The organism is Kitasatospora sp. NPDC058046 (assembly GCF_042885595.1).
In the GTDB taxonomy this organism is placed as follows: Bacteria; Actinomycetota; Actinomycetes; order Streptomycetales; family Streptomycetaceae; genus Kitasatospora.
Genome location: NZ_JBHVRS010000004.1, coordinates 289,533 through 314,349 on the forward strand (window position 1 = coordinate 289,533; position 24,817 = coordinate 314,349).

General features: G+C 72.2%; 21 protein-coding genes. 16 read left to right on the forward strand and 5 right to left on the reverse strand.

The window, feature by feature from the left end:
* Window positions 1-17: 17 nt before the first annotated feature.
* Genes ACFVU7_RS11145 through ACFVU7_RS11170 form a run of 6 tightly spaced genes read left to right on the forward strand, consistent with a single transcriptional unit; the run spans window position 18 to window position 5,852 of the window.
* On the forward strand, window positions 18-962 hold the full coding sequence (locus ACFVU7_RS11145) for a Rossmann-like and DUF2520 domain-containing protein (protein WP_074002121.1): 945 nt from the start codon (window positions 18-20) through the stop codon (window positions 960-962).
* Window positions 949-1,854 carry a pantoate--beta-alanine ligase gene (gene panC, locus ACFVU7_RS11150; RefSeq protein WP_074001699.1) on the forward strand — a complete coding sequence of 302 codons (906 nt, stop codon included), beginning with the start codon at window positions 949-951 and terminating at the stop codon, window positions 1,852-1,854. The genes ACFVU7_RS11145 and panC overlap by 14 nt, the downstream gene beginning before the upstream one ends.
* Before the next feature lie 53 nt (window positions 1,855-1,907).
* Entirely contained in the window at window positions 1,908-2,357 is a 450-nt protein-coding gene (gene panD / locus ACFVU7_RS11155) for an aspartate 1-decarboxylase (protein ID WP_049659849.1), read from the forward strand.
* Between the two features lie 15 nt (window positions 2,358-2,372).
* Window positions 2,373-4,043: an L-aspartate oxidase gene (locus ACFVU7_RS11160; RefSeq protein ID WP_074001701.1), complete on the forward strand. Its 1,671-nt coding sequence runs from the start codon at window positions 2,373-2,375 to the stop codon at window positions 4,041-4,043.
* A gap of 4 nt (window positions 4,044-4,047) precedes the next feature.
* The gene (gene nadC, locus ACFVU7_RS11165; RefSeq protein WP_049660205.1) at window positions 4,048-5,016 is read left to right on the forward strand and encodes a carboxylating nicotinate-nucleotide diphosphorylase; all 969 of its coding nucleotides are present in this window, start codon (window positions 4,048-4,050) and stop codon (window positions 5,014-5,016) included.
* A 47-nt stretch (window positions 5,017-5,063) separates the two neighbouring features.
* A complete protein-coding gene (locus ACFVU7_RS11170) occupies window positions 5,064-5,852 on the forward strand; it encodes a type III pantothenate kinase (protein WP_074001702.1) in 789 nt (262 codons plus the stop codon).
* 7 nt (window positions 5,853-5,859) lie between these two features.
* Here ACFVU7_RS11170 and ACFVU7_RS11175 read toward each other — a convergent pair whose 3' ends face one another.
* Together ACFVU7_RS11175 and ACFVU7_RS11180 are read right to left on the reverse strand one after the other, a co-directional pair.
* Entirely contained in the window at window positions 5,860-6,783 is a 924-nt protein-coding gene (locus ACFVU7_RS11175; protein WP_388044914.1) for a hypothetical protein, read from the reverse strand.
* 50 nt (window positions 6,784-6,833) lie between these two features.
* On the reverse strand, window positions 6,834-7,388 hold the full coding sequence (locus tag ACFVU7_RS11180) for a SigE family RNA polymerase sigma factor (protein ID WP_388044915.1): 555 nt from the start codon (window positions 7,386-7,388) through the stop codon (window positions 6,834-6,836).
* A gap of 162 nt (window positions 7,389-7,550) precedes the next feature.
* Between ACFVU7_RS11180 and ACFVU7_RS11185 the strand changes: the two genes are divergently transcribed.
* The 7 genes from ACFVU7_RS11185 to ACFVU7_RS11215 all read left to right on the forward strand — a co-directional run bounded on the left by ACFVU7_RS11185 (window position 7,551) and on the right by ACFVU7_RS11215 (window position 17,482).
* Window positions 7,551-8,291, forward strand: coding sequence for a hypothetical protein (locus ACFVU7_RS11185; RefSeq protein ID WP_074001704.1), 741 nt, complete (start codon window positions 7,551-7,553; stop codon window positions 8,289-8,291).
* A 95-nt stretch (window positions 8,292-8,386) separates the two neighbouring features.
* Window positions 8,387-9,943 (forward strand): bifunctional lysylphosphatidylglycerol synthetase/lysine--tRNA ligase LysX, encoded by a 1,557-nt coding sequence (lysX, locus tag ACFVU7_RS11190; protein ID WP_074001705.1) that lies wholly within the window; start codon window positions 8,387-8,389, stop codon window positions 9,941-9,943.
* Between the two features lie 243 nt (window positions 9,944-10,186).
* Window positions 10,187-10,624: a BlaI/MecI/CopY family transcriptional regulator gene (locus ACFVU7_RS11195; protein WP_074001706.1), complete on the forward strand. Its 438-nt coding sequence runs from the start codon at window positions 10,187-10,189 to the stop codon at window positions 10,622-10,624.
* A 10-nt stretch (window positions 10,625-10,634) separates the two neighbouring features.
* The gene (locus tag ACFVU7_RS11200; RefSeq protein WP_049652520.1) at window positions 10,635-11,171 is read left to right on the forward strand and encodes an amino-acid N-acetyltransferase; all 537 of its coding nucleotides are present in this window, start codon (window positions 10,635-10,637) and stop codon (window positions 11,169-11,171) included.
* A gap of 91 nt (window positions 11,172-11,262) precedes the next feature.
* Window positions 11,263-11,616, forward strand: coding sequence for an Lsr2 family protein (locus tag ACFVU7_RS11205; RefSeq protein ID WP_049652521.1), 354 nt, complete (start codon window positions 11,263-11,265; stop codon window positions 11,614-11,616).
* A gap of 653 nt (window positions 11,617-12,269) precedes the next feature.
* On the forward strand, window positions 12,270-14,789 hold the full coding sequence (locus ACFVU7_RS11210) for an ATP-dependent Clp protease ATP-binding subunit (RefSeq protein WP_049652522.1): 2,520 nt from the start codon (window positions 12,270-12,272) through the stop codon (window positions 14,787-14,789).
* A 344-nt stretch (window positions 14,790-15,133) separates the two neighbouring features.
* Window positions 15,134-17,482 (forward strand): immune inhibitor A domain-containing protein, encoded by a 2,349-nt coding sequence (locus ACFVU7_RS11215; protein ID WP_388045001.1) that lies wholly within the window; start codon window positions 15,134-15,136, stop codon window positions 17,480-17,482.
* A 100-nt stretch (window positions 17,483-17,582) separates the two neighbouring features.
* Here ACFVU7_RS11215 and ACFVU7_RS11220 read toward each other — a convergent pair whose 3' ends face one another.
* A complete protein-coding gene (locus ACFVU7_RS11220; RefSeq protein ID WP_388044916.1) occupies window positions 17,583-18,824 on the reverse strand; it encodes a threonine aldolase family protein in 1,242 nt (413 codons plus the stop codon).
* Window positions 18,825-19,178: 354 nt separating this feature from the next.
* Between ACFVU7_RS11220 and ACFVU7_RS11225 the strand changes: the two genes are divergently transcribed.
* On the forward strand, window positions 19,179-20,111 hold the full coding sequence (locus ACFVU7_RS11225; RefSeq protein WP_074001709.1) for a M23 family metallopeptidase: 933 nt from the start codon (window positions 19,179-19,181) through the stop codon (window positions 20,109-20,111).
* 37 nt (window positions 20,112-20,148) lie between these two features.
* On the opposite strand, the gene ACFVU7_RS11230 is transcribed toward ACFVU7_RS11225, so the two are convergent.
* Complete coding sequence (locus tag ACFVU7_RS11230) at window positions 20,149-20,781, reverse strand: TetR/AcrR family transcriptional regulator (protein ID WP_053112112.1); 633 nt, start codon at window positions 20,779-20,781, stop codon at window positions 20,149-20,151.
* 222 nt (window positions 20,782-21,003) lie between these two features.
* Between ACFVU7_RS11230 and ACFVU7_RS11235 the strand changes: the two genes are divergently transcribed.
* The gene (locus ACFVU7_RS11235; RefSeq protein WP_074001710.1) at window positions 21,004-22,596 is read left to right on the forward strand and encodes an MDR family MFS transporter; all 1,593 of its coding nucleotides are present in this window, start codon (window positions 21,004-21,006) and stop codon (window positions 22,594-22,596) included.
* A 65-nt stretch (window positions 22,597-22,661) separates the two neighbouring features.
* Here the strand turns inward: ACFVU7_RS11235 and ACFVU7_RS11240 are convergent, their stop codons facing one another.
* Complete coding sequence (locus ACFVU7_RS11240) at window positions 22,662-23,588, reverse strand: A/G-specific adenine glycosylase (protein WP_049652529.1); 927 nt, start codon at window positions 23,586-23,588, stop codon at window positions 22,662-22,664.
* 181 nt (window positions 23,589-23,769) lie between these two features.
* On the opposite strand from ACFVU7_RS11240, the gene ACFVU7_RS11245 reads away from it, so the two are divergent.
* Window positions 23,770-24,633 (forward strand): hypothetical protein, encoded by an 864-nt coding sequence (locus tag ACFVU7_RS11245; protein WP_074001711.1) that lies wholly within the window; start codon window positions 23,770-23,772, stop codon window positions 24,631-24,633.
* Window positions 24,634-24,817 lie beyond the last annotated feature (184 nt).

Sequence of the window (24,817 nt, forward strand, 5' to 3'; positions counted from 1 at the left end):
GCAGGACAAGGGTGGACGTGAATCCGTCCGACTTCGCCGACCAGGCTTTCGGCGACCCAGGCGACCCCGGCAACCGCCCCGCCCGGCTGGCCGTCGGCGTGGTCGGCACCGGCCGGGTCGGCCCCGCGCTGGGCGCGGCGCTCCAGCTCGCCGGGCACACCGTGGTCGCCGCCTCCGGGGTCTCCGCCGTCTCCCGCCGCCGCGCCGAGGCGCTGCTGCCGGGCGTGCGGATCGTCACCCCGCCGCAGGTGCTGGCCGCCGCCGACCTGGTGCTGCTGACCGTCCCGGACGACGCGCTGGCCGACCTGGTGGCCGGGCTGGCCGCCACCGGCGCGGTCCGCCCCGGCCAGCTGGTCGTGCACACCTCCGGCGCCCACGGCGTCGCCGTCCTGGAGCCCGCCACCCGGGCCGGGGCGCTGCCGCTGGCCCTGCACCCGGCGATGACCTTCACCGGCACCTCGGTGGACCTGGCCCGGCTGGCCGGCTGCCCGTTCGGCGTGACCGCCCCCGAGGAGCTGCGGCCGGTCGCCGAGGCGCTGGTGGTGGAGATGGGCGGCGAGCCGGAGTGGGTGCCCGAGGAGGTCCGCCCGCTCTACCACACCGCCCTCGCGCACGGCTCGAACCACCTGGTCACCCTGGTCGCGCAGGCGATGGAGCTGCTGCGCTCGGCCGGCGTCGCCGAGCCCGGGCGGCTGCTCGGCCCGCTGCTGGGCGCCGCCCTGGACAACAGCCTGCGCTCCGGTGACGCGGCCCTCACCGGCCCGGTCGCCCGGGGCGACGCGGGCACCGTGCGGCGCCACCTGGCGCAGCTCAGTACGGTGTCCCCGGACATCCCGGCGGCCTACCGGGCGATGGCCCGCGCCACCGCGCAGCGGGCGCTCGCCAACGGAACCATCGACGAAACGTCGGCGGCGGCACTGCTGGACGTACTGAACGAGGAGAGCACTGATGGCACGCGGTAAGCAGCCGAACAAGCCCCAGCGGACGCCGAAGGTCCACCGGGCCGTCGTCACCCGCACCGTGGACGACTTCGAGGCCGCGTTCTGGCCGGACGAGCAGCCGGTCGACAACGCCGTCGTGATGACCATGGGCGCGCTGCACGAGGGCCACGCCGCGCTGATCCGGGCCGCCCGCAAGCAGGTCGGCCGCGAGGGCCGGGTCGCGGTGACGGTCTTCGTCAACCCGCTCCAGTTCGGCCCGGGCGAGGACCTGGAGCGCTACCCGCGCACCCTCGACGACGACGTGCGGCTGGCCGAGGAGCACGGCGCCGACGTGGTCTTCGCGCCGTCCGCCGAGGAGGTCTACCCGAACGGCGAGCCGCAGGTGCGGATGGCGGCCGGCCCGATGGGCGAGCGCTTCGAGGGCGCCACCCGGCCCGGCCACTTCGACGGCGTGCTGACCGTGGTCGCCAAGCTGCTGCACATCACCGACCCGGACTTCGCCTTCTTCGGCGAGAAGGACGCCCAGCAGCTGGCGATCATCCAGCGGATGGTCGCCGACCTGGACTTCGACGTCGAGATCGTCGGCGTGCCGACCGTCCGCGAGGAGGACGGCCTGGCGCTGTCCTCGCGCAACCGCTACCTCTCGGCGGAGGACCGCGAGCACGCGCTCGCCCTGTCCAAGGCCCTGTTCGCCGGCCGGGACGCCGCCGCGCAGGGCCCGAAGGCCGTCCGCGAGGCCGCCTCGGCCGCCCTGGACGGCGCCGAGGGCGTCACCCTGGACTACCTCGCCCTGATCGACCCGCACGACTTCTCCGAGGCGGCGGACGACTTCCAGGGCGAGGCGGTGCTGGCCGTCGCCGCGAAGGTGGGCCCGACCCGCCTGATCGACAACGTCCGCATCATCGTTCGGTAGTACCGCAGTAAGAACCCCCTTCAGGCATGCACTCACAGGAGGCGTGACCCGCAATGCTCCGCACCATGCTCAAGTCCAAGATCCACCGGGCCACCGTGACCCAGGCCGACCTGCACTACGTGGGATCCGTCACGGTGGACGAGGACCTGCTCGACGCCGCCGACCTGCTCCCCGGCGAGCTGGTCCACATCGTCGACATCGACAACGGCGCCCGGCTGGAGACGTACACCATCGCCGGCCCGCGCGGCTCCGGCGTGATCGGCATCAACGGCGCCGCCGCCCGCCTCGTCCACCCGGGCGACCTCGTCATACTCATCGCCTACGGGCAGATGGACACGGCCGAGGCCAAGGGCTACGAGCCGAAGATCGTCTTCGTGGACGGGCGGAACCGGATCACCGGCCTGGGCGGGGACCCGGCGGAGGCCCCGGAGGGCAGCGGACTGCTCCGGGGTGACAGGGCGTACGGTGACGGCAACGGCGCGGCCGACGCCGTCTCGCGCTGAAGGAGCCAGCCACCCATGTCCACGCACCGCCTCACCGCACCGGCCCCCGGCTGGACCGCCGCCACCGACGTGGTCGTGGTCGGCTCCGGGGTCGCCGGCCTCACCGTCGCGCTCAACGTCCGCAAGGCCGGCCTGCGGGCCATGGTGGTCACCAAGGCCGTGCTGGACGAAGGCTCCACCCGCTGGGCCCAGGGCGGCGTCGCCGCCGCCCTGGGCGAGGGGGACACCCCCGAACAGCACCTGGACGACACCCTGGTGGCCGGCGCCGGCGTCTGTGACGAGGAGGCCGTCCGCACCCTGGTCACCGAGGGCCCGGACGCCGTCCGCCGGCTGATCGCCACCGGCGCCCTGTTCGACCGGGGCGAGGACGGCGAGGTCCTGCTGACCCGCGAGGGCGGCCACCACCGCCGCCGGATCGTCCACGCGGGCGGGGACGCGACCGGCGCCGAGATATCGCGCGCCCTGGTCGCCGCCGTCCGCACCGACCCGGGCATCGAGCTGATCGAGCACGCGCTCGTCCTCGACCTGCTGACCGACGCGGCGGGCCACGCCGCCGGGCTCACCCTGCACGTGATGGGCGAGGGCCAGCGCGACGGCGTCGGCGCCGTCCGGGCCCGCGCGGTGGTGCTCGCCACCGGCGGCATGGGCCAGGTCTTCTCCGCCACCACCAACCCGGCGGTCTCCACCGGCGACGGCGTGGCCCTGGCCCTGCGGGCCGGCGCCGCCGTCACCGACCTGGAGTTCGTCCAGTTCCACCCCACCGTGCTCTGGCTCGGTCCGGAGGCCGAGGGCCAGCAGCCGCTGGTCTCCGAGGCGGTCCGCGGCGAGGGCGCCCACCTGGTGGACGCGGACGGCGTCCGCTTCATGGTCGGCCAGCACGAGCTGGCCGAACTCGCCCCGCGCGACATCGTCGCCAAGGCGATCACCCGGCGCATGCAGGAGCAGGGCGCCGAGCACATGTTCCTGGACGGGCGGCACTTCGGCGCCGAGATGTGGGAGCACCGCTTCCCGACCATCCTCGCCTTCTGCCGCGCCAACGGCATCGACCCGGTCACCGAGCCGATCCCGATCGCCCCGGCCGCGCACTTCGCCTCCGGCGGCGTCCGCACCGACCGGCACGGCCGCACCAGCGTCCCCGGCCTGTACGCCTGCGGCGAGGTCGCCTGCACCGGGGTGCACGGCGCCAACCGGCTGGCGTCCAACTCGCTGCTGGAGGGCCTGGTCTTCGCCGAGCGGATCGCCGCCGACCTGGCGGGGCTGGACGCGGCCGGCGACCTGCCCGAGCGCGCGGTGGACGTCGCCGCCGCCCGCGCCGCGCAGCCCGTCCCGCTGCCCCCGTCGGAGGCGCGCGCCGAGATCCAGCGGCTGATGTCGCGCGGCGCGGGCATCCTGCGCTCCGCCGCGTCGATGGCCGACACCGCGGCCGGACTGGCCCTGCTCGCCGAGCAGGCCCGCTCCCACGTGGCCGAGGAGAAGCCGGCCGACCCCCGGGTGGAGACCTGGGAGGCCGCCAACCTGCTGCTGGTCGCGACCGCCCTGGTCACGGCCGCCGCGCAGCGCGAGGAGACCCGCGGCTGCCACTGGCGCGAGGACTTCCCCGAGCGCGACGACGCCCACTGGCGGCGCCACCTGATCACCACCCTCGCCGCCACCGGCGGTCCCGTCAGCACCCCTGAGGAGCAGTAGAACCATGACCCACTCCCACGAGGAACTCCCCCTGGCCGACCAGGGCGGCTGCGGCGACGGCTGCGCCTGCGGGGACGGCGAGGGCTACGAGACCGGTCTGGACCCGCAGCTGGCCGAGCTGCTGGAGCAGGCCGGGCTGGACCCGGTCGAGGTCGAGGACATCGCCACCCTGGCGCTCGCCGAGGACCTGGCCGGCGGCGAGGACGTCACCTCGGTGGCGACCGTGCCCGCCGAGGCCGTCGCCACCGCCGACTTCACCGCCCGCCAGGCCGGCGTGGTGGCCGGCCTGCGGGTCGCCGAGGCCGTCGTCTCGCTGGTCTGCGAGGAGGAGTTCGAGGTCGAGCGGCACGTCGAGGACGGCGACCGGGTCGAGGCCGGCCAGGTGCTGCTCTCGGTCCGCTCCCGCACCCGCGACCTGCTGACCGCCGAGCGCAGCGCGCTCAACCTGCTCTGCCACCTGTCCGGCATCGCCACCGCCACCCGCGCCTGGGCGGACGCCCTGGAGGGCACCGGCGCCGTCGTCCGGGACACCCGCAAGACCACCCCGGGCCTGCGCGCGCTGGAGAAGTTCGCGGTGCGCTGCGGCGGCGGCGCCAACCACCGGATGGCGCTCTCTGACGCCGCGCTGGTGAAGGACAACCACGTGGTCGCGGCCGGCGGCGTGGCCGAGGCCTTCCGGGCCGTCCGGGCCGCGTACCCGGAGCTGCCGGTCGAGGTCGAGGTGGACACCCTGGAGCAGATCACGCCGGTGCTGGAGGCCGGGGCGGACCTGATCCTGCTGGACAACTTCACCGTCGGTCAGCTGAAGGAGGCCGTCGCGCTGGTGGCCGGCCGGGCGAAGCTGGAGGCCTCCGGCGGTCTGACCCTGGCCAGCGCGCGCGAGGTCGCCCAGACTGGTGTCGACTACCTGGCCGTGGGCGCGCTCACCCACTCCTCGCCGATCCTGGACATCGGCCTGGACCTGCGCGCCTGACCGTCAGGTCGGCCGCAGTCCCGTCCCGACTCGCAGAAAGCGTCCCCGTGCTCCTCACCATCGACGTCGGCAACACCCAGACCACGCTCGGCCTGTTCGACGGCGAGGACGTGGTGGAACACTGGCGGATCTCCACCGATCCGCGCCGCACGGCCGATGAACTGGCGGTGCTGCTGCAAGGGCTGATGGGCAGCCACACCGCGGTGAAGGAGGCCGCGGTGGAGGGCCTGGCGATCTGCTCGTCCGTCCCCGCCGTGCTCCACGAGCTCCGCGAGGTGACCCGCCGCTACTACGGCGACGTCCCCGCGGTGATCGTGGAGCCCGGCGTGAAGACCGGGGTGCACGTCCTGATGGACAACCCCAAGGAGGTCGGCGCCGACCGGATCGTCAACGCGCTGGCCGCCAACCACCTGTACGGCGGCCCGTGCATCGTGGTCGACTTCGGCACCGCGACCACCTTCGACGCCGTCAACGCGCGCGGCGACTACGTCGGCGGCGCGATCGCCCCCGGCATCGAGATCTCGGTCGAGGCGCTCGGCGTCCGCGGCGCCCAGCTGCGCAAGATCGAGCTGGCCCGCCCCCGCAACGTGATCGGCAAGAACACCGTCGAGGGCATGCAGTCCGGCATCCTCTACGGCTTCGCCGGCCAGGTCGACGGCCTGGTGGAGCGGATGGCCCGGGAACTCGCCAAGGACCCGGACGACGTCCAGGTGATCGCCACCGGCGGCCTGGCCCCGCTCGTCCTCGGCGAGGCCGGCACCATCGACGTGCACGAGCCCTGGCTGACCCTGATCGGCCTGCGCCTGGTGTACGAGCGCAACCGCCCCGCGAGCTGAGCGGCGCTCAGCTGCCGGGCCTCGGGGTGGCCGGCAGGGTGATCGGGCCGCCCTGCGGCGGCGGGGTCAGGCCGGACCACGGGGGCACGTCGACGGTGAACTGCGTCGGCCCCGTCAGCGGGGTCGGCAGCGGCACCGAGACCCCGAACCGGGGGCTCGGGAGCGAACCCACCGCCGAGGCCTGCGGAATGGCCGCCATGACCTGCTTCCAGCGCGGGTCCGTGACTACCTCGGCGAGCTTGTCCATGGTCAGCGGCGGGTCGGTCCTGGTGATCGGCGTGCCCTGCTCCAGCGGCTTGCGGTTCCATTCCTGGAGCATCAGCTGGTACCCGTCCACGGTCAGCTTGGCCGACCAGGTCTTCGATCCGGCCGGCTCTCCGTCCCGGGTGCCGGCCTGGTAGAGGCGCAGGTGGCCGCCGCCCGGGAGGGTGGTCTGGGTGCAGGTGTCGTCGCCGGTCGGCACGGCCGGGCAGTCGGTGTCCTCGCCACCCGGGAAGCGGGTGATCCAGAGCAGGTACTGCGCCGGGCCGTGGCCGTCGTCCACCACCAGCCGCAACTGCGGGGTGTCGCTCTCGGTGCCCCGGGCCTCGCCGACCTGCACCGTCGGCGACGGCAGGAGTTCGGTGAGCATCCGCTGGAACTCCGCGCCGGAGACCGGACCGGCGGACGGGGCCGCCGCCGGACCGGCCACCGCCGTACCCCGCCCGGGCAGCAGGCCGCCGAGCGCGACCCCGCCCACCCCGACCAGGGCCAGCGCGGCGGCGCCCGCCGCGGTGCCGATCCGCCGCCTGCGGCGCAGCCGGCGGCCGTGCGACCAGCCGGTGTCGACCAGCGGGCCGGGTTCGGTGTCGTAGGCCTCGCCGGCCCGGCCGAGGGCCTCGGTGAAGGCCCGCTCGAACCGCTCCTCGGGCCCGTCGTGCTCTGCGGACATGCTGAACCAACCTCTCTACCAAGTGGGTTGACGTGACGTGACGCGCCGGCTCAGCGCTCGGCGAGGTCGTCGAGGCCGCTGCCGAGCACCGTGCGGATCCGGCCGAGCGCGCGGAAGGCCTGGGTCCGGACGGCGCCCGGGGTGCTGTGCAGGACCGCGGCGGTCTCCTCGACGCTGCGGTCCTCCCAGTAGCGGAGCACCAGCACCGCCCGGTCGCGCGGGGCGAGCCGGCCGAGCGCGTCCACCAGGGCGAGCCGCAGTTCCGGGTCGCCCTGCGGGGCCGCGCCGTCCGGCACCGCCTCGACCGGCCGCTCGCCGCTGGAGCGGCGGACGCGGTGCGAGAGGAAGGCCCGCACCAGCACGGTGTGCGCGTACCCGGCCGGGTTGTCGATCCGGCGCTTGGCCCCGAACCAGGAGGTGCGGTGCCACTGGGCGTAGATCCGCCCGAGGGCCTCCTGCACCAGGTCCTCGGCGAGGTGGGTGTCCCCGCCGGTGAGCAGGCAGGCCGACCGGTAGAGCGGTCTGGCGCGGGCGGCCGCGAAGGCCTGGAAGTCCTCGTCCCGCCGCCCGCCCCGGGCCGCCTTCCCCTGACCGTCCGGTCGCATCCTGCCGGGCCCCCTCGCTCGTTCTCCCCTGACACCTGGATGACCAGGTGCGCCCCGGGTGGCGTTACAGGTGGCGGCGAAAGGCTTCTTCGCCGGGCCGACCGTGGGTGGTTCGGCGCGACGTTACCGACAAATCGGATATTCGTCACGTAGTGTCAGCCCATGCCTACGCCACACGGATCGCGCGGCGGCATGGCCTTCAGCGCCGACGAAGTCCGCGTGCTGCGCCGCGCCCTCGCCCAAGCCCTCCACCCCGCCGTGCCCGTCCACCTCCAGGGGCCCGTCCGGCCCGCCCTCGCCGGGCCGGGCGCCGAACTCTGGGCGGAGGACGTCCAGGACGCCCTGCGCCTCACCGAGGCGATCGACGAGGCCGTCCAGGAGGGCGGCCGGCTGCGCGCCTTCCTGCTCGCCGACCTCGGACGCTACCGCTCCGCCCTGCCCGGCAGCGCCCCCGGCTACCTGGAACGGCTGGAGGAGGCGGTGTCCGACGGGTACCTGCCCGGGCCGGAGGACCTCACCGCACTGCGCGGACTGAGCCGCCAGCCCTGCGGCCAGGGCGAGCGGGCCCGCCGCTCCCGGCTGGCCGGGCGCTGCCACGCGCTGGCCGAGGCCGCCGTCCGCGAGCGGCTCGCCCTCCACAGCGGACCGCCCCGCCACCTGGTGGCCGTACCGAGTCCCGCCGCACCGCCGCACAGTCACCCCACCCCTGTAGGAGGACGGACCCCCATGAGCAGCACCGACTCCCGCCCGGAGCAGCCCGCCGCCGCGAAGACCCCGCCCCGTCCGCACCGGATGCCCACCCCCGCCGAGCTGTTCGGCCGCCGCCCCAAGCCCCCCGCCCACCCCGCCCCGCCCGCCGACGACGCCCCCGAGGACGTCGAACTCGCCACCGGCACCGGCTGAGCCGTCCGCGTCCGATCCGGGGGAGGCCGCCGTCGCGGCCTCCCCCGCGGCAATCCCGGCGCGGAGCACCGTGTGTGGCTGGCTACCCTTGTGGGGTGAGCGATCAGAGCCTTGTTCCCGCGACCGACGACCTTCCCGAGCAGATGCGCGTCCGGCGCGAGAAGCTCGACCGGCTCCGGGCGGCCGGTGTCGACCCGTACCCGGTCGGTTTCCCCCGCACCACCACCATCGCGGACCTGCGTGCCAAGCACCCCGACCTGGAGCCGGACACCGCGACCGGCGAGCGGGCCGGCGTCACCGGCCGCGTGATCCTCTCCCGCACCGGCGGCAAGCTCTGCTTCGCCACCCTGCGCGACGGCACCGGCGACCTCCAGGTGATGTTCTCCCTCGACAAGCTGGGCCCGGAGCGGCTGGCGGCCTGGAAGGCCGACATCGACCTCGGCGACCAGGTCGGCGTCGAGGGCGAGGTGATCACCTCCAAGCGCGGCGAGCTGTCCGTGATGGTGGACCGCTGGGAGCTCACCGCCAAGTGCCTGCGTCCGCTGCCGGACAAGCACAAGGGCCTGACCGACCCGGAGGCCCGGGTCCGCCAGCGCTACGTGGACCTCATCGTCAACCCCGAGGCCCGCGAGATCCTGCACCTGCGCAGCAAGGTCGTCCGCTCGATCCGCCGCACCTACGAGGACCGCGGCTACATCGAGGTCGAGACCCCGATGCTCCAGCCGGTGCACGGCGGCGCCAACGCGCGTCCGTTCAAGACCCACATCAACGCGTACGACATCGACCTCTACATGCGCATCGCCCCCGAGCTGTACCTCAAGCGGCTGGTGGTCGGCGGCGCCGAGAAGGTCTTCGAGATCAACCGCAACTTCCGCAACGAGGGCGCGGACTCCACCCACAACCCGGAGTTCACCTCGCTGGAGTCGTACGAGGCGTACGGCGACTACGACACCCAGGCCGAGCTGATCCGCGAGACGATCGTCAACGCGGCCCGGGACGCGCTGGGCACCACGGTGATCAGGGGCGTGGACGCGCACGGCGTCGAGCACGAGATCGACCTGGCCGAGCCGTGGGAGGAGATCGGCGTCTACCCGGGCATCTCGGCCCGCCTGGGCGTCGAGGTCACCCCGGAGACCGGCGTCGAGGAGCTGCGCAAGCTGGCCGCCGAGCACGGCATCCCGTTCGAGAAGGACTGGGGCCACGGTCAGATCGTGCTGGAGATGGTCGAGCGCCTGCTGGAGGAGAACGCCGTCCGGCCGACCTTCATCAAGGACTACCCGACCGAGGTCTCCCCGCTGACCCGCCAGCACCGCTCGCGGCCCGGCGTGGCCGAGAAGTGGGACCTGGTGATCTTCGGGACCGAGATCGGCACCGCCTACTCCGAGCTGGTCGACCCGGTCGAGCAGCGCGCCCGCCTCACCGCCCAGTCGCTGCTGGCGGCCGGCGGCGACGTCGAGGCGATGCAGGTGGACGAGGACTTCCTGCGCGCCCTGGAGTACGCGATGCCCCCGACCGGTGGCCTCGGCCTCGGCGTGGACCGCCTGATCATGCTGCTGACCGGCAAGAACATCCGGGAGACGGTGCTCTTCCCGCTGGTGAAGCCGGAGCCGAAGGCTTCCGCCGCGACGGCGGAGAAGACCGAGGAGGAGTGACCTGATGGACTACGTCAGCGCGATCGTGCCGCCGCTGGTCATGGCGATCGGCTTCGGATTCCTGGTGCGGGCCATCGTCCGCAGCCAGGGCGGGGCCCAGCGGGCCAAGGAAGACCTCGACTGACCCCGTCAGCCGCCCCGAACGACCGGCGCGCCGCCATTCCCGATTCCCGGGGGTGGCGGCGCGCCGGTTTGGCGCACTTCACAAGATTTGCCCCATTCACTCCCTATCCTGGCCGCACTATGGTCCGGCAACTCGGCGAACTTGAGAACGCCATCATGACCCGGGTGTGGCAGTGGAACCGACCGGTCACGGTTCGCGAGGTTCTCCTGGATCTGCGGTCGGAACGCGAAATCGCGTACACCACGGTGATGACCGTCCTGGACAAGCTCCACAGAAAGGGCTGGCTGCGCCGCGAGCGGGTCGGCCGGGCCTATCGTTATGAACCGGTCTCCTCGCGTGAGGCGTACACGGCGGCCCTGATGAACGACGCCTGGGCCACCGGTGACAATCCGGCGGCGGCCCTGGTGCACTTCTTCGGCCTGATGTCGCCCGAGCAACGCGAAGCGCTCCGGGACGCCTTGCGGGTGGCCGCTCTGTTCCCGCCCGATCCGGCCGGCGCGGATTCCGCGGACGGCGGACCGGATACCGGTGGGACGGAACCGGGAGCGGCGCGATAACGTCCCGACCATGGAGGTCACCATCCGCCGGGCGCGGACCACGGACGTGCGGGCAGTGCGCAGGCTCATCGACACCTACTCACGCGACGGCATTCTGCTGGACAAGCCCACAGTCACACTGTTCGAATCCGTCCAGGAGTTCTGGGTCGCGGAACGGGACGACAACGGCGTGGTGGTGGCCTGCGGCGCACTGCACGTGATGTGGGAGGACCTCGCCGAGGTCCGCACGCTCGCGGTGGATCCGGTCGCCCGGGGCACCGGGATCGGGCACCTGCTGCTGGAGAAGCTGGTGCAGACCGCGCGCTGGCTGGGCGTCCGTCGGATTTTCTGCTTGACGTTCGAGGTCGCGTTCTTCGCGAAACACGGTTTCGTCGAGATCGGCGAGGTCCAGGAAACCGATGATGGTACGACAGACCCGGCGGCGATCGCTACGGATGTCTATGAAGAACTCCTCCGCTCGTACGATGAAGGCGTCGCCGAGTTCCTCGACCTGGAGCGGGTGAAGCCCAACACACTGGGCAACTCGCGCATGCTGCTGCACCTCTGAGCCGCTCCAACCGGGTCAAGGGTTTGTGTTTTCCGGAGAAAGGCGCTTTCCTTTCCTTAGGCAATGGGTCGTTTAGCGGAAAGGGAAGCCCGTGGCACAGAGGGTGCAGGTCATTCTTGAAGACGATCTCGACGGCGGTTCGGCGGACGAGACGGTGACGTTCGCCCTCGACGGCGTTGCCTACGAGATCGACCTGAAGAGCGCCAACGCGGACAAGCTCCGCGGCCTGCTGGCGCCGTACGTGGAGAAGGGCCGCAAGCAGAGCGGCCGGCTCGCCGGCGCCCGTCGTCCGGGCCGCGGCACCGCGGCGCGTCCGGCCGGCGGCGGCGCCCCGGACACCGCCAAGATCCGCGCGTGGGCCAAGGAGCAGGGCCTGGAGGTCAACGACCGCGGCCGCGTTCCGAGCAACGTCCGCGAGGCCTACGAGAAGGCCAACGCGTCCTGATCCCGGCGCCGCGGGCCCGCCGGAGCGGGTGCGGGGCCCGGCGGCCGGGGACGGCCGCCACCATCACACGCACGGGGCGCGGAGGAGTCTCCTCCGCGCCCCGCGGCGCGTACCCGGAGGAACCCGCCGCGGCCGGCCCCGGGGGCCGTCCCGGGCAGCGGCTCGGGCGGCGGAACAATCACGGGCCGTGCGACGCTGTAGGGGCGAAGCGGCAACGCGGACGGCACCGGGGCGACGTGCCCGGCACCCCGTCCGCCGTCGAACCGCCGTCACCGCGGCCCGACTTCTCGCCAGGCGAACACCGCCACCGCGGAAACTGCGCGAGAACCGCCCCGATACCGGGTATGAATGCAGGTGGACGGGTTCTTCGGCCCGTCCAGGGGCAGTATGTGCGACCGGCCGGAGGGGTTCCGGCGGCGGCGTCGGCGGCACGTGTTCGCCGATGGCGTAGCGGAATCCGGTGCATCCGGCCCACCTGTGGGAACACCGTTTCCCAACACCAGGTTGGGATTGGTGTCGGCTGGTCGCGCAGCATCTCGCTCCTCTACCGGGGAGTGAATCCGTGGGCCGCGCCGCTGAGCGGGACTAGCATGCGGAAGGACAGGGCGGGGACGGACCCCGAACTGCCCGACCGCTCTGAGGAGCGATAAACGATGTTCGAGAGGTTCACCGACCGCGCGCGGCGGGTTGTCGTCCTGGCTCAGGAAGAAGCCCGGATGCTCAACCACAACTACATCGGCACCGAGCACATCCTCCTGGGTCTGATCCACGAGGGCGAGGGCGTCGCCGCCAAGGCCCTGGAGAGCCTCGGGATTTCTCTTGAGGCCGTTCGCCAGCAGGTCGAGGAGATCATCGGCCAGGGCCAGCAGGCCCCGTCCGGTCACATTCCCTTCACCCCCCGGGCGAAGAAGGTCCTGGAGCTCTCGCTCCGCGAGGCCCTTCAGCTCGGCCACAACTACATCGGCACCGAGCACATCCTGCTCGGCCTGATCCGCGAGGGCGAGGGCGTCGCCGCCCAGGTCCTGGTGAAGCTGGGCGCCGACCTCAACCGGGTGCGCCAGCAGGTCATCCAGCTGCTCTCCGGCTACCAGACCGGCGGCGGCAAGGAGTCGGCCACGGCCGGCGGGCCCGCCGAGGGCACCCCGTCGACCTCGCTGGTCCTGGACCAGTTCGGCCGCAACCTCACCCAGGCCGCCCGCGAGGCCAAGCTCGACCCGGTCATCGGGCGCGAGAAGGAGATCGAGCGGGTCATGCAGGTGCTGTCCCGCCGCACCAAGAACAACCCGGTGCTGATCGGTGAGCCCGGCGTCGGCAAGACCGCCGTGGTCGAGGGCCTGGCCCAGGCGATCGTCAAGGGCGAGGTCCCGGAGACGCTCAAGGACAAGCAGCTCTACACGCTGGACCTGGGCGCCCTGGTGGCCGGCTCGCGCTACCGCGGTGACTTCGAGGAGCGCCTGAAGAAGGTGCTCAAGGAGATCCGCACCCGCGGCGACATCATCCTGTTCATCGACGAGCTGCACACCCTGGTCGGCGCGGGCGCCGCCGAGGGCGCCATCGACGCCGCCAGCATCCTCAAGCCGATGCTGGCCCGTGGCGAGCTGCAGACCATCGGTGCCACCACCCTGGACGAGTACCGCAAGCACCTGGAGAAGGACGCCGCGCTGGAGCGCCGCTTCCAGCCGATCCAGGTCGCCGAGCCCTCGCTGCCCCACACCATCGAGATCCTCAAGGGTCTGCGCGACCGCTACGAGGCCCACCACCGGGTCTCCATCACGGACTCCGCCCTGGTCGCCGCCGCCACCCTGGCCGACCGGTACATCTCGGACCGCTTCCTGCCGGACAAGGCGATCGACCTGATCGACGAGGCCGGCTCCCGAATGCGCATCCGCCGGATGACCGCGCCGCCGGACCTGCGCGAGTTCGACGAGAAGATCGCCGACGTGCGCCGCGAGAAGGAGAGCGCGATCGACGCGCAGGACTTCGAGAAGGCCGCGTCCCTGCGCGACGACGAGAAGCAGCTCCTGCAGGCCAAGGCCAAGCGCGAGAAGGAGTGGAAGGCCGGCGACATGGACGTCGTCGCGGAGGTCAACGAGGAGCTCATCGCCGAGGTCCTGGCCACCGCCACCGGCATCCCGGTCTTCAAGCTGACCGAGGAGGAGACGTCCCGCCTGCTGCGCATGGAGGACGAGCTGCACAAGCGCGTCATCGGCCAGAAGGACGCCATCAAGGCGCTCTCCCAGGCCATCCGGCGCACCCGTGCGGGCCTCAAGGACCCGAAGCGCCCCGGCGGTTCGTTCATCTTCGCCGGCCCGTCCGGTGTCGGTAAGACCGAGCTGTCCAAGACGCTGGCGGAGTTCCTGTTCGGCGACGAGGACGCGCTGATCGCGCTCGACATGTCCGAGTTCTCCGAGAAGCACACCGTCTCCCGGCTGTTCGGCTCCCCGCCCGGCTACGTGGGCTACGAGGAGGGCGGCCAGCTGACCGAGAAGGTCCGCCGCAAGCCGTTCTCGGTCGTCCTCTTCGACGAGGTCGAGAAGGCCCACCCGGACATCTTCAACTCGCTGCTGCAGATCCTGGAGGACGGTCGCCTGACCGACTCCCAGGGCCGCGTGGTCGACTTCAAGAACACCGTCATCATCATGACGACCAACCTCGGCACCCGGGACATCTCGAAGGGCTTCAACCTCGGCTTCGCGGCCGCGGGTGACACCCAGACCGGGTACGAGCGGATGAAGGCGAAGGTCGGCGAGGAGCTCAAGCAGCACTTCCGCCCCGAGTTCCTGAACCGTGTCGACGACATCGTGGTGTTCCACCAGCTGTCCGAGGAAGACATCATCCAGATCGTCGACCTCATGATCGACAAGGTGGACGAGCGGCTCAAGGACAAGGACATGGGCCTGGAGCTCAGCGTCGAGGCCAAGAAGCTGCTGGCCAAGCGCGGCTACGACCCGATCCTGGGTGCCCGTCCGCTGCGCCGCACCATCCAGCGCGAGATCGAGGACCACCTCTCCGAGAAGATCCTCTTCGGCGAGCTGCGGGCCGGCCACATCGTCGTCGTCGACGTCGAGGGCGAGGGCAAGGAAGCCAAGTTCACCTTCCGCGGCGAGGAGAAGTCGGCCGTCGCGGACACCCCGGCCGCGGTCGCCTCGTCCGGTCCGGACCTGACGAAGTAACCCAACTTTTAACAGACAACTTCACAGCCACCGAGCCCCCGGCGTTGACGCCGGGGGCTCGGTGCGTTCGCTCCCGCCGCCAACCGAACCGGTGCGGGCCGGGTCGGCTGGCCCCCGCGCTGGCTGGTGCGGGTGCGCTCGGTTTCTCACCGACCTTTCACGAACATACGGTTGACAGGCGGTCAGATGATGGGAAGTCGCGGAGGATAGCGCCGTGACCATGTCATGGTCAAGGTCTATCTTTTCCGTGCACGCTTGGATCAAATGACGTCCACCTGTCTTTCATTTTGGTTTGCCGGGCTTTGGCCAAGAGCTGGGCCCTGGTCGGGGAGGACGTCACAACGTTGAAGAACACCAGGAGAACCGCTGCGGCTGCCACGGCCGCAGCGGTCATAGTCGCGCTCGGCACGGGCCTGTTCCCGGCCTCCGCCGTCGCCGTCGGCTCGGCCCCGGTCCCGCGGGACCCGGCCGACGCCGTCCAGAACACCGAGCACAACCTTCCGGGCCCGCTGACCGCGAAGGTGGAGGCGGAGCAGAAGGCCGCCACCGAGAAGCTCCTCAACGGCACCGCCGAGGTCGAGCAGCACAACGGCAGCACCAGCGTGAAGCTCGGCAAGGACAAGTACGTCGAGCTCGCTCGCGAGCGCACGGACAAGATCTTCACCATCCTGGTCGACTTCGGTGACCAGGTGGACAACACCACCAAGACGCCGGACGGCAAGGTCAAGTACGGCGGCGAGGCCGGCCCCAAGCACAACGAGATCGAGAAGCCGGACCCGGCCACCAACAACTCGACCGAGTGGCAGGCCGACTACAACCAGCAGCACTACCAGGACCTGTACTTCGCCAAGGACAAGCCCTCGCTGAAGACCTACTACGAGAAGCAGTCCTCGGGCCGCTACTCGGTCGACGGCGTGGTCTCGGACTGGGTCCGGGTGCCGTGGAACGAGGCCCGGTACGGCTCCGACTACTGCGGCTCCAACGTCTGCGCCAGCGCCCAGGACCTGATCCGCGACGCCGTGGACATCTGGTACAAGGACCAGCAGGCCAAGGGCCAGACCGAGGCCCAGATCAAGGCCACGCTGGCCCAGTACGACCAGTGGGACCGCTACGGTTCGCACCACGACGGGAACTTCAACCAGCCCGACGGGTACATCGACCACTTCCAGATCGTGCACGCCGGCGAGGACAAGTCGGCCGGTGGCGGCAAGCAGGGCAGCAAGGCCCTGTGGGCGCACCGCTCGTACGTCTACGGCAACCTGCAGGGCACGGCCGGTCCCGAGGGCAACAAGCTCGGCGGCGTCCAGGTCGGCAACAGCGGCCTGTGGATCGGCGACTACACGATGCAGCCGGAGAACGGCGGCCTCGGCGTCTTCGCCCACGAGTACGGCCACGACCTCGGTCTGCCGGACCTCTACGACACCGCCGGCAAGGGCATCGACAACTCGGTCGGCTTCTGGTCGCTGATGTCCTCCGGTTCCTGGCTCGGCGAGGGCAAGGACAGCATCGGCGACATGCCGAACGACCTCGACGCCTGGAGCAAGTACAAGCTGGGCTGGCTGAAGGCCGACCACGCCAAGGCGGGCACCGAGTCGACCCACCACATCGGCCCGGCGGAGTACAACAGCAACCTGCCGCAGGGTCTGATCGTCGACCTGCCGAAGAAGAGCATCACCACCGAGATCAACAAGCCGTTCGGCGGCACCGGTGAGTGGTGGAGCGGCAGCGCCGACAACCTGAACGTCACGCTCACCCGTGACATCGACCTGACCGGCAAGACCAAGGCCAGCATCAACGCCAAGGCCTGGTACGAGCTGGAGCAGGACTTCGACTACGCGTTCGGCGAGGTCTCCACCGACGGCGGCAAGACCTGGACCGTCGTCGACGGCACCTGGAACGGGACCGCGCTGCCGCGCGAGAACGGCCGTCCGGCCATCAGCGGCCAGGTGGCCGCCTGGGGCGACCTGTCCTTCAACCTGGACGCCTACGCGGGCCAGAAGGTCAAGTTCCGCTACCACAACACCACCGACGGCGGCCTGCACTTCCGCGGCCTGACGCTGGACAACATCGCGGTCGTCGCCGACGGCGCCACCGTGTTCAGCGACGACGTCGAGAACGGTGACAACGGCTGGGTGGCCGACGGGTTCTCCCGCTTCGGCGGCTCGTACACCAAGGACTACGCGCAGTACTACATCTCGGAGAACCGGCAGTACGTGTCCTTCGACCAGACCCTGAAGACCGGCCCGTACAACTTCGGCTTCGCCGACAAGCCGAACTGGGTCGAGCACTACTCGTACCAGCCCGGCCTGCTGATCTGGTACTGGGACGAGTCGCAGACCGACAACAACGTCAGCGCCCACCCGGGCCAGGGCCTGATCCTGCCGGTCGACTCGCACCCGACTCCGATGAAGTGGACCGACGGCACCCTGATGCGTCCGCGCATGCAGGGCTACGACTCCACCTTCGGCTCGCGCCGCACCTCCGGTCTGACCCTGCACAAGGCCGGTGTCGAGACCGTCATCCCGAAGGCCAAGGGCGTCGACGAGTTCAACGACCTGAAGTCGTGGTGGAGCAAGGACGACCAGTACAGCGGTGTCAACGTCCCGAAGACCGGGACCAGCATCGAGGTCGAGAACGAGTCCTCGAACTACCTGGAGACCTGGATCCGGGTCCGCCCGGTCGACAACTACTGATCGTCACCCCCCGGGTAGCGATCGGCCTGTGACCAGGCAGCTCTGACAACTCCACGTCCGGCCCGTCCCCGCAGCGCGCGGGGGCGGGCCGGACGCTTTGTCAGGCCCGGACGGCCGGCAGCCGGTCCAGGAAGGCGGCGGAAGCCACCGCGACGTCGACGGCGGTCCAGTCGAGGGCGGACGCGGCGACCGTGACCTCGGTCACCGACAGCCCCGGCGGCCCGCCCGCGCGCCAGGCGCCGAACAGCCCGATCCCGGTGTCCTCGGCCAGCCCCAGCCCGGCCTCCTCCAACTCCCCGACCGGGTACGGCAGCCAGAGCTGGAACTGGTGGGTGTGCGGCGGGGCCGGATGCACCCGGGCGCCGGGGACGGCGGCGAACGCCCGGGCCAGCGCCCCGGCGACCGTCCGGGCGTGCGCCACGTACCCGGCCAGCCGCGGCAGTTCGCGCTCCAGCCCGGCCAGCGCGGCGAGCGCGAACGGCCACTGCTGGTAGAGCTGGCCGCCGTAGCGGTGCCGCCAGGCCCGGGCGGTGCGGACGAAGCCGCCCGGGCCGGCCAGCGCGGCGCCGCTGATCCCGCCGAGCGTCTTGTAGAAGGAGACGTAGACCGAGTCGGCCAGGCCGGCGAGCTCCGGCAGCGGCCGACCGAGGGCGACCGCGGACTCCCAGATCCGGGCGCCGTCCAGGTGCAGCGCCGCGCCGTGCTCCTCCCGCACCACCGCGGCCAGCTCCACCAGCTCCGGCCAGCCGGGCAGCACGAACCCGGCGTCGCGCAGCGGCAGCTCCAGGCTCAGTGCGGCGTAGGGCTCGTCCAGGGCGCGCAGCTCCTCGGCGGTGGGCTGGCGCGGCTCGGCGGTCGGCCAGAGGCTGCGCAGCCCGGACAGCACGCCGAGCGCGTGCCGCTCGTGCCGGTCGGTGTGGGCCAGCGGGTGGGTGACCACGGTGCGGCACCCGGCGGCCTCGGCGTGGATCCGCAGGGCGATCTGCTGGGCCATCGTGCCGGTCGGGAAGAAGGCCGCGTCCTCGGTGCCGAGCAGCTCGGCGACCCGGTGCTCCAGGGTGCGGACCACGCCGTCGCCGTACTGGTCCGGGCGGCCGTCCAGGTCGGGGGCGCCATGCGGCTCAGGGGCGGCGTCCGGGTCGGGTGCTCCGTCCGGACCGGCGGCGTCCGGGTCGGGGGCGGCGCCCGGCGGCGGGCCGGCCAGGTCGGCGAGGCGTTCGCGGATGCTCTGCGGCCGGGCCCCGGACAGCAGCCGTTCGCAGCCGCGCAGGGCGGCGAAGCGGCGGTCCGGCAGGCTCGGGCGGTCACCGGCGTCGGTGTCTTCGCTCCTGTTGCCATACATGGCTCGATGGTCCCGCAGCGGGCCGGACCGGTCAGCGGTGCGGACGGAAAGCGGTTCGAGCCCGCGAAACCCCGGCCGCGCGTGGTGCTGGTCACAGGCCTCCGGCACGGTACGACCGGCGGTAGTAGCGGGGCCGGGGAAGTGGCGGACGGCCCGGAGCGGTCATGCGCGATCCGATCTCATGATCATTGCTCCGTCGGTTTGAATCTCCGGCGCCACGATGACTACACGCCGTAGTACATCACCGCGTTTGGGACTCCGCCCGGTGACCGTTACACCTGAGTGGTCCCCCGCTCAGCACGCGCCCGAACGGGCGCTTCGTGCTGCCCTCGTACGATCCGTGAGGTACGGCAGATGTCCACCGTCCCACCCGTGGGGCCGGCCCTGCGCCGGCTCGCCGCCCAGGCGGCGGCCCGGGCCGCCGTCTGGCAGCCCCGGATCGGCCACGCCGTCCGCACCCAGGCCGCGCCGCTGCGCGCCCTCGGGGCGCCCCGGCACACCACCCTGCCCGGCAGCCGTCAGCGGGCCGAGCACGACCACGCGCTGGCCTCGGCCGGAGCGGTCGCCACGCTGCTCGCCGGCGTGCTGCTGGTGGCCACCCCGGGCACCGCCTCGGCGCAGACCGTACGGCCCACCACGCCGGGCAGCTCGGCCTTCACCGTGCCGCGGGCGGAGGTGCCGAGCGCGGGGCTGGTCCAGGTGGCCGGCCCCAGCCCGTACAAGCTGCCCGACGACGGCGACTCGGCACAGGAGTTCGTGACGGTGGCGCCCAACCTGCTGCCGTTCGAACCGCCGGCACCGGAGCCGGAGCCGGAGCCCGCCGACGAGCCGGCCCCGGAGGCCGGACCCGCGCCGGAGTCCGGGCCCGCGCCGACTCCCGGGTGGTCGGCACCGGTGCCGAACGCGCCGACCAGCAACCCGTACGGGAAGGCCAACCGCAGCTACGCCGCCGGGTACCACACCGGGGTGGACTTCGCGGTCTCCCCGGGCACGCCGCTGCTGGCGGTCGGCGACGCGAGCGTGGTGTCGGCCGGCTGGGACGGCGCGTACGGCAAGGAGGTCGTGCTGCGGCTGGCGGACGGGCACTTCGCGCAGTACGCCCACATGTCCTCGGTCACCGTCTCGGCGGGCCAGCGGGTGTCCGCGGGCGAGCGGATCGGGCTGTCCGGGAGCACCGGCAACTCGACCGGCCCGCACCTGCACTTCGAGATCCGCACCAGCAACCGCTACGGCGCGGTGGTCAACCCGATCGCGTACCTGGCGGGGCACGGCGTCACGGACTTCTGAGCCGCCCCGGGCGCCGGGCCCTGCGGGACCGGCGCCCTCAGCCGGTGGTGCGGGCGGGGTGGCTGATCCCGGCGCCGATCTCCAGCGCGATGTCCCGGGCCGCCCCGATCGCCTCGTCCAGGCCGGCGGGGGGCGGCTGCTCGCCCCACACGTTCGGGGTGTGGCCGCAGTCCGCCTTGTCCTGCTTGAGCAGGAACAGCGACGAGTGGACGGTGAACAGCGCCATCGCGGCCCGCAGCCGGTCGTGGAAGTCCGCCCCCGGCCCGTGCACCAGCTGCATCATGGTGATCATGCGGTCCCGGAAGGCCAGCCCGGCCGGGGATTCGCGCAGCGCGGGCTGGTTCTCGTGGAAGAAGCGCAGCAGCGGGGCCCGCTCGGCCATCCCGTCCGCGAAGCGGCGGATCAGCTCGTCGCGCATCTCCGGGCTCCAGGCCTGCTTGCGGCCCCACGCGATGGACTCGTCGATCGGCGCGGCCATCCGCTCGACGATGCCGAGGACGATGTCGTCCTTGGTCTTGAAGTGGTAGTAGAGCGCGGCCTTGGTGACGCCCAGGCGGTCGGCGATCTCGCGCAGTGAGGTCTGCTCGTAGCCCTGCTCGGCGAAGAGCTCCAGTGACACCTCGATGATGCGAGCCCGGGTGTCGCTGCGGGGGCTGTGCGGAGTGCCCATGGCCTGCCTCATGACTGCGTCGGTGACTACTGCGGACCCCGGAGCGGTGTCCGCCCCGGGCCCATTCTCCCTGCCCAGAAGGCCGGTCGGGAAACTGGCTTGACGACCGGCTAGGAAACAACCTACCGTGCCGACGGTCGATAAACTAGCCGGGCGACAAGTAAGTGAGCCGCCGCACGGCACGACGCTCCGTCCGAACCACCCTCCGGGAGACCCCACCTCATGTCACAGTCCAAGACCGCCGGCCCGGTGCCGGAGGACAAGACGACCGAGGAGGAGCAGCCGCGGTCGCCCCGCGAGATCCGCCTCGTGATGGTCGGCCTGGTCGTCACCATGCTGCTGGCCATGCTCGACAACCTGATCGTCGGCACCGCGATGCCGACCATCGTCGGCGACCTCGGCGGTGCCGAGCACCTGTCCTGGGTGGTCACCGCGTACACCCTGGCGACCGCCGCCTCCACCCCGATCTGGGGCAAGCTCGGCGACATGTACGGCCGCAAGGGCACCTTCCTCACCTCGATCGTGATCTTCCTGGTGGGCTCGGCACTGTCCGGCCTGTCGCAGAACATGAACGAGTTGATCGGCTTCCGCGCCGTGCAGGGCCTGGGCGCCGGCGGACTGATGGTCGGCGTCATGTCGATCATGGGCGCGCTCGTCCCGCCGCGCGACCGCGGCAAGTACCAGGGCATGTTCGCCGCGGTGATGGCCCTCGCCACCATCGGCGGCCCGCTGGTCGGCGGCTTCATCACCGACCACCTGAGCTGGCACTGGACCTTCTACATCAACCTGCCGCTCGGCGTCGTCGCACTCGCCGTTGTCGTCGTCACCCTGAAGCTGCCGAAGGTCCGCAGCACCGCCAAGATCGACTACCTGGGCGCCATCCTGCTCACCGTCGGCATCACCTCGCTGGTGCTGATCACCACCTGGGGCGGCCAGCAGTACGCCTGGGGCTCCAAGGAGATCCTCGGCCTGGCCGCGCTCTCCGCCGCCTCGCTGATCGCCTTCTGCTACGTGGAGCAGCGGGTCGAGGAGCCGATGCTCCCGCTGAGCCTGTTCCGCAACCTGAACTTCACCCTGGTCTCGATCATCGGCTTCATCGTCGGCTTCGTGATGTTCGGCTCGACCGTCTTCCTGCCGCTCTACCAGCAGATCGTCCAGGGCGCCTCGGCGACCAACTCCGGCCTGCTGCTGATGCCGATGATGTTCGGCATGCTGGTGATCTCGCTGGTGGTCGGCCAGGCCGTCACCAAGACCGGGAAGTACCGGATCTACCCGATCATCGGCACCATCGTGATGACCGGCGGCATGATCCTGCTCTCCACCATGGGCGTCGGGACCAGCAGCTTCACCTCGGCCTGCTGGATGGTCGTGCTCGGCGCCGGCATGGGCTTCCTGATGCAGATCACCATGCTGGTCGCGCAGAACAGCGTCGAGCTCAAGGACATGGGCGTGGCCAGCTCCACCGCCACCCTGTTCCGCACCATCGGCGGCTCCTTCGGTGTCGCGCTGTTCGGCGCGCTGTTCAACAACCGGGTGGCCGACACCATGAAGGAGCGGCTCGGCGAGCAGGCCTCGGCGGGCGGCGCGAAGGACCCGGGCCAGATGAGCCCGGCCGCGATGCGCGCACTGCCCGCTCCCGTCCAGGACGCCTACCACCACGCGGTGTCCAACGGCATGCACACCGTCTTCCTGTGGGGCGCCGGGGTGGCCGTGATCGCGATCGCCGCGGCGGTGTTCCTCCGCGAGGTGCCGCTGCGCGGCACCGGCAAGGGCGAGGCTCCGGCCGAGTCCTCGCTGGAGGCGGCGGCCGTCTGACGGTCCCCGCGCACGAAGGCGCCCCCGGGAGAGGACCTCCCGGGGGCGCCCTCGTGTTCCGCCGCCTACTGGGGCAGCCGGTAGACGCCCTGCTCGACCGGCTCGACCAGGCCGTCCGCCACCAGGCCGTCCAGCGCCCGGGCCCGCTGCACCGAGTCCGGCCAGACCGCGTCCAGCCGGGCCTGCGGCACCGTCCCGTGCGCCTCGCGCAGCACCGCGAGCAGCTTGCCGCGCACCTGGCGGTCCGTCCCCTCGTAGGACTGGCCGCGCCGGGCCGGGCCCTCGTACGGCGGGCGGCCGGCCCGCTGCCAGGCGCAGGTGGTGAACAGCGGGCAGTCCCCGCACTCCGGGCCGCGGGCGGTGCAGACCAGCGCGCCCAGCTCCATCACGCCGACCGCCCAGGTGGCGGCCGTCTCGGCGTCGTCCGGCAGCAGCGCGGTGGCGGTGCGGCGCTCGGCGGCGGTGGTGGCCTGGGCCGGGTACTCGACGCCGGTCACCGCGCGGGCGAAGACCCGGCGGACGTTGGTGTCCAGCACCACGTGCCGCTGGCGGAAGGCGAAGGAGGCGACGGCGGCGGCGGTGTACTCCCCCACCCCGGGCAGCGAGAGCAGGGTGGCGTGGTCGTCCGGGACCTCGCCGTCGTGCTGCTCGGTGATCGCCACCGCGGCCGCGTGCAAGCGCAGCGCCCGGCGCGGGTAGCCCAGCCGGCCCCACATCCGGACCGCCTCGCCGGGCGCGTCGGCGGCGAGGTCGGCCGGGGTCGGCCAGCGGGTGAGCCAGGCCTCCCAGGCGGGCAGCACGCGCTTGACCGGGGTCTGCTGGAGCATGAACTCGCTCACCATGACCGCCCAGGGCGTGGCGTCGGGGGTCCGCCAGGGCAGGTCCCGCTTGCTCGCCTCGTACCAGTCCAGGACGGTCGAGTGGAACAGCGGCAGGGGCATCGGCGGCCGGGCGGCGTCGGCGGCGGTGGCAGGGGCGGTGATGGCAGTCATGGCCCTTCGATCCTCCCATGCCCGCCGACCGGGCCGAAGTGGATCAGTCTGCTCCGGACCGACCGGAAATCGTCCGATTGGGGCTCGCTCGAACGGATCAAATGGCGGATCATGTGAAGGAAGGGGCGACTGTGCGGTGTTGGTGAGTCAATCGCCACACACAGTCTCGTAGAGTTTGGTCGTGCCTTCTCTGCGTCAACCCGTCGGACCACTGCCGGCCTCGATCTACTGGCGTCGGCGCGTCATCGTGCTCGTCGCCGTCGCGGCGGTCGTCGCCCTGATCGCCTGGCTGATGATCGATCAGGGCGGGGGCGGTGACGGCGGCTCACCGGGCAACGCCGCACAGGCCGTTCCCTCCCAGTCCCAGAACCAGACACCGGCTCAGGCGATCACGCCCGGCGCCTCACCGAGCGGCCCCGCGGCGCGCCCGGGCGGCGGCTCCGGGGGCGGACCGGTGGCGGGCGGTGGCGGCACCGAGGTCAACCTCAGCGGCGGCACCGGCGCCGGCGGGGCCAACCCGGCCCCCGGGGGCGGCGCCGCGCCGGCGACCGGCGGCGGCACCGGTGGCGGCACGGGCGGCTCCGGCGGTACGGGCGGCGGCGCTCCGCCGGTCAACACCCCCGAGGTCATGGCGCTGCCGGTCTGCGCCTCCTCGCAGGTGGCGCTGGAGCTGGCCGGCACCCAGAACTCGTACCAGCCCAAGGACAAGCCCCGGCTGGCGCTGACGGTCAAGAACTCCTCCGGCACCAACTGCCGGGTGGACCTGGGCCGCACCGCCTCCGTGATCACGGTGAGCGGCAGCAACAACGACCGGGTCTGGTCCTCCGGCGACTGCCCGACCGACAAGGGCAGCATCTGGGTGCAGCTCGGCGCGAACGGCAACCAGACCGAGACCTTCACCTGGGACCGCAGCCGCAGCAAGCCGCAGTGCGCGACCGCCGACCAGACGCCGCCGCCGAGCGGCACCTACGTGGTGCTCGCGGAGCTCACCGGGCTCTCCGGGGACAAGGTCTCGGCGCGGGCCTCGATCCGGCTGGACGGCTGAGAACCGGTCACCTTCCCTCGGAGCCCCCGGCCGTCGCTCGGCCGGGGGCTCCGCCGTGTCCGGGGTGCCGGGCGGGGCGGACGGCGGACGCGGGCGGGGTGCGCGGGGCGGGCCGGGGTGCGGTACGGACGCGCGACGGCCCCCGGGGAGGTTCCCCGGGGGCCGTCGCGGTGTTCGGGTGTCC

Bases quoted from the DNA above. Each gene is read 5' to 3' on its own strand.
- panC (WP_074001699.1), top strand. From the start codon at position 949: ATGGCACGCGGTAAGCAGCCGAACAAGCCCCAGCGGACGCCGAAGGTC.
- ACFVU7_RS11180 (WP_388044915.1), bottom strand. From the start codon at position 7,388: ATGCGACCGGACGGTCAGGGGAAGGCGGCCCGGGGCGGGCGGCGGGAC.
- ACFVU7_RS11225 (WP_074001709.1), top strand. From the start codon at position 19,179: ATGTCCACCGTCCCACCCGTGGGGCCGGCCCTGCGCCGGCTCGCCGCC.
- ACFVU7_RS11160 (WP_074001701.1), top strand. From the start codon at position 2,373: ATGTCCACGCACCGCCTCACCGCACCGGCCCCCGGCTGGACCGCCGCC.
- ACFVU7_RS11210 (WP_049652522.1), top strand. From the start codon at position 12,270: ATGTTCGAGAGGTTCACCGACCGCGCGCGGCGGGTTGTCGTCCTGGCT.
- panD (WP_049659849.1), top strand. From the start codon at position 1,908: ATGCTCCGCACCATGCTCAAGTCCAAGATCCACCGGGCCACCGTGACC.
- ACFVU7_RS11200 (WP_049652520.1), top strand. From the start codon at position 10,635: ATGGAGGTCACCATCCGCCGGGCGCGGACCACGGACGTGCGGGCAGTG.
- ACFVU7_RS11240 (WP_049652529.1), bottom strand. From the start codon at position 23,588: ATGACTGCCATCACCGCCCCTGCCACCGCCGCCGACGCCGCCCGGCCG.
- ACFVU7_RS11195 (WP_074001706.1), top strand. From the start codon at position 10,187: ATGGTCCGGCAACTCGGCGAACTTGAGAACGCCATCATGACCCGGGTG.
- ACFVU7_RS11185 (WP_074001704.1), top strand. From the start codon at position 7,551: ATGCCTACGCCACACGGATCGCGCGGCGGCATGGCCTTCAGCGCCGAC.
- nadC (WP_049660205.1), top strand. From the start codon at position 4,048: ATGACCCACTCCCACGAGGAACTCCCCCTGGCCGACCAGGGCGGCTGC.
- ACFVU7_RS11175 (WP_388044914.1), bottom strand. From the start codon at position 6,783: ATGTCCGCAGAGCACGACGGGCCCGAGGAGCGGTTCGAGCGGGCCTTC.
- ACFVU7_RS11230 (WP_053112112.1), bottom strand. From the start codon at position 20,781: ATGGGCACTCCGCACAGCCCCCGCAGCGACACCCGGGCTCGCATCATC.
- ACFVU7_RS11235 (WP_074001710.1), top strand. From the start codon at position 21,004: ATGTCACAGTCCAAGACCGCCGGCCCGGTGCCGGAGGACAAGACGACC.
- ACFVU7_RS11220 (WP_388044916.1), bottom strand. From the start codon at position 18,824: ATGTATGGCAACAGGAGCGAAGACACCGACGCCGGTGACCGCCCGAGC.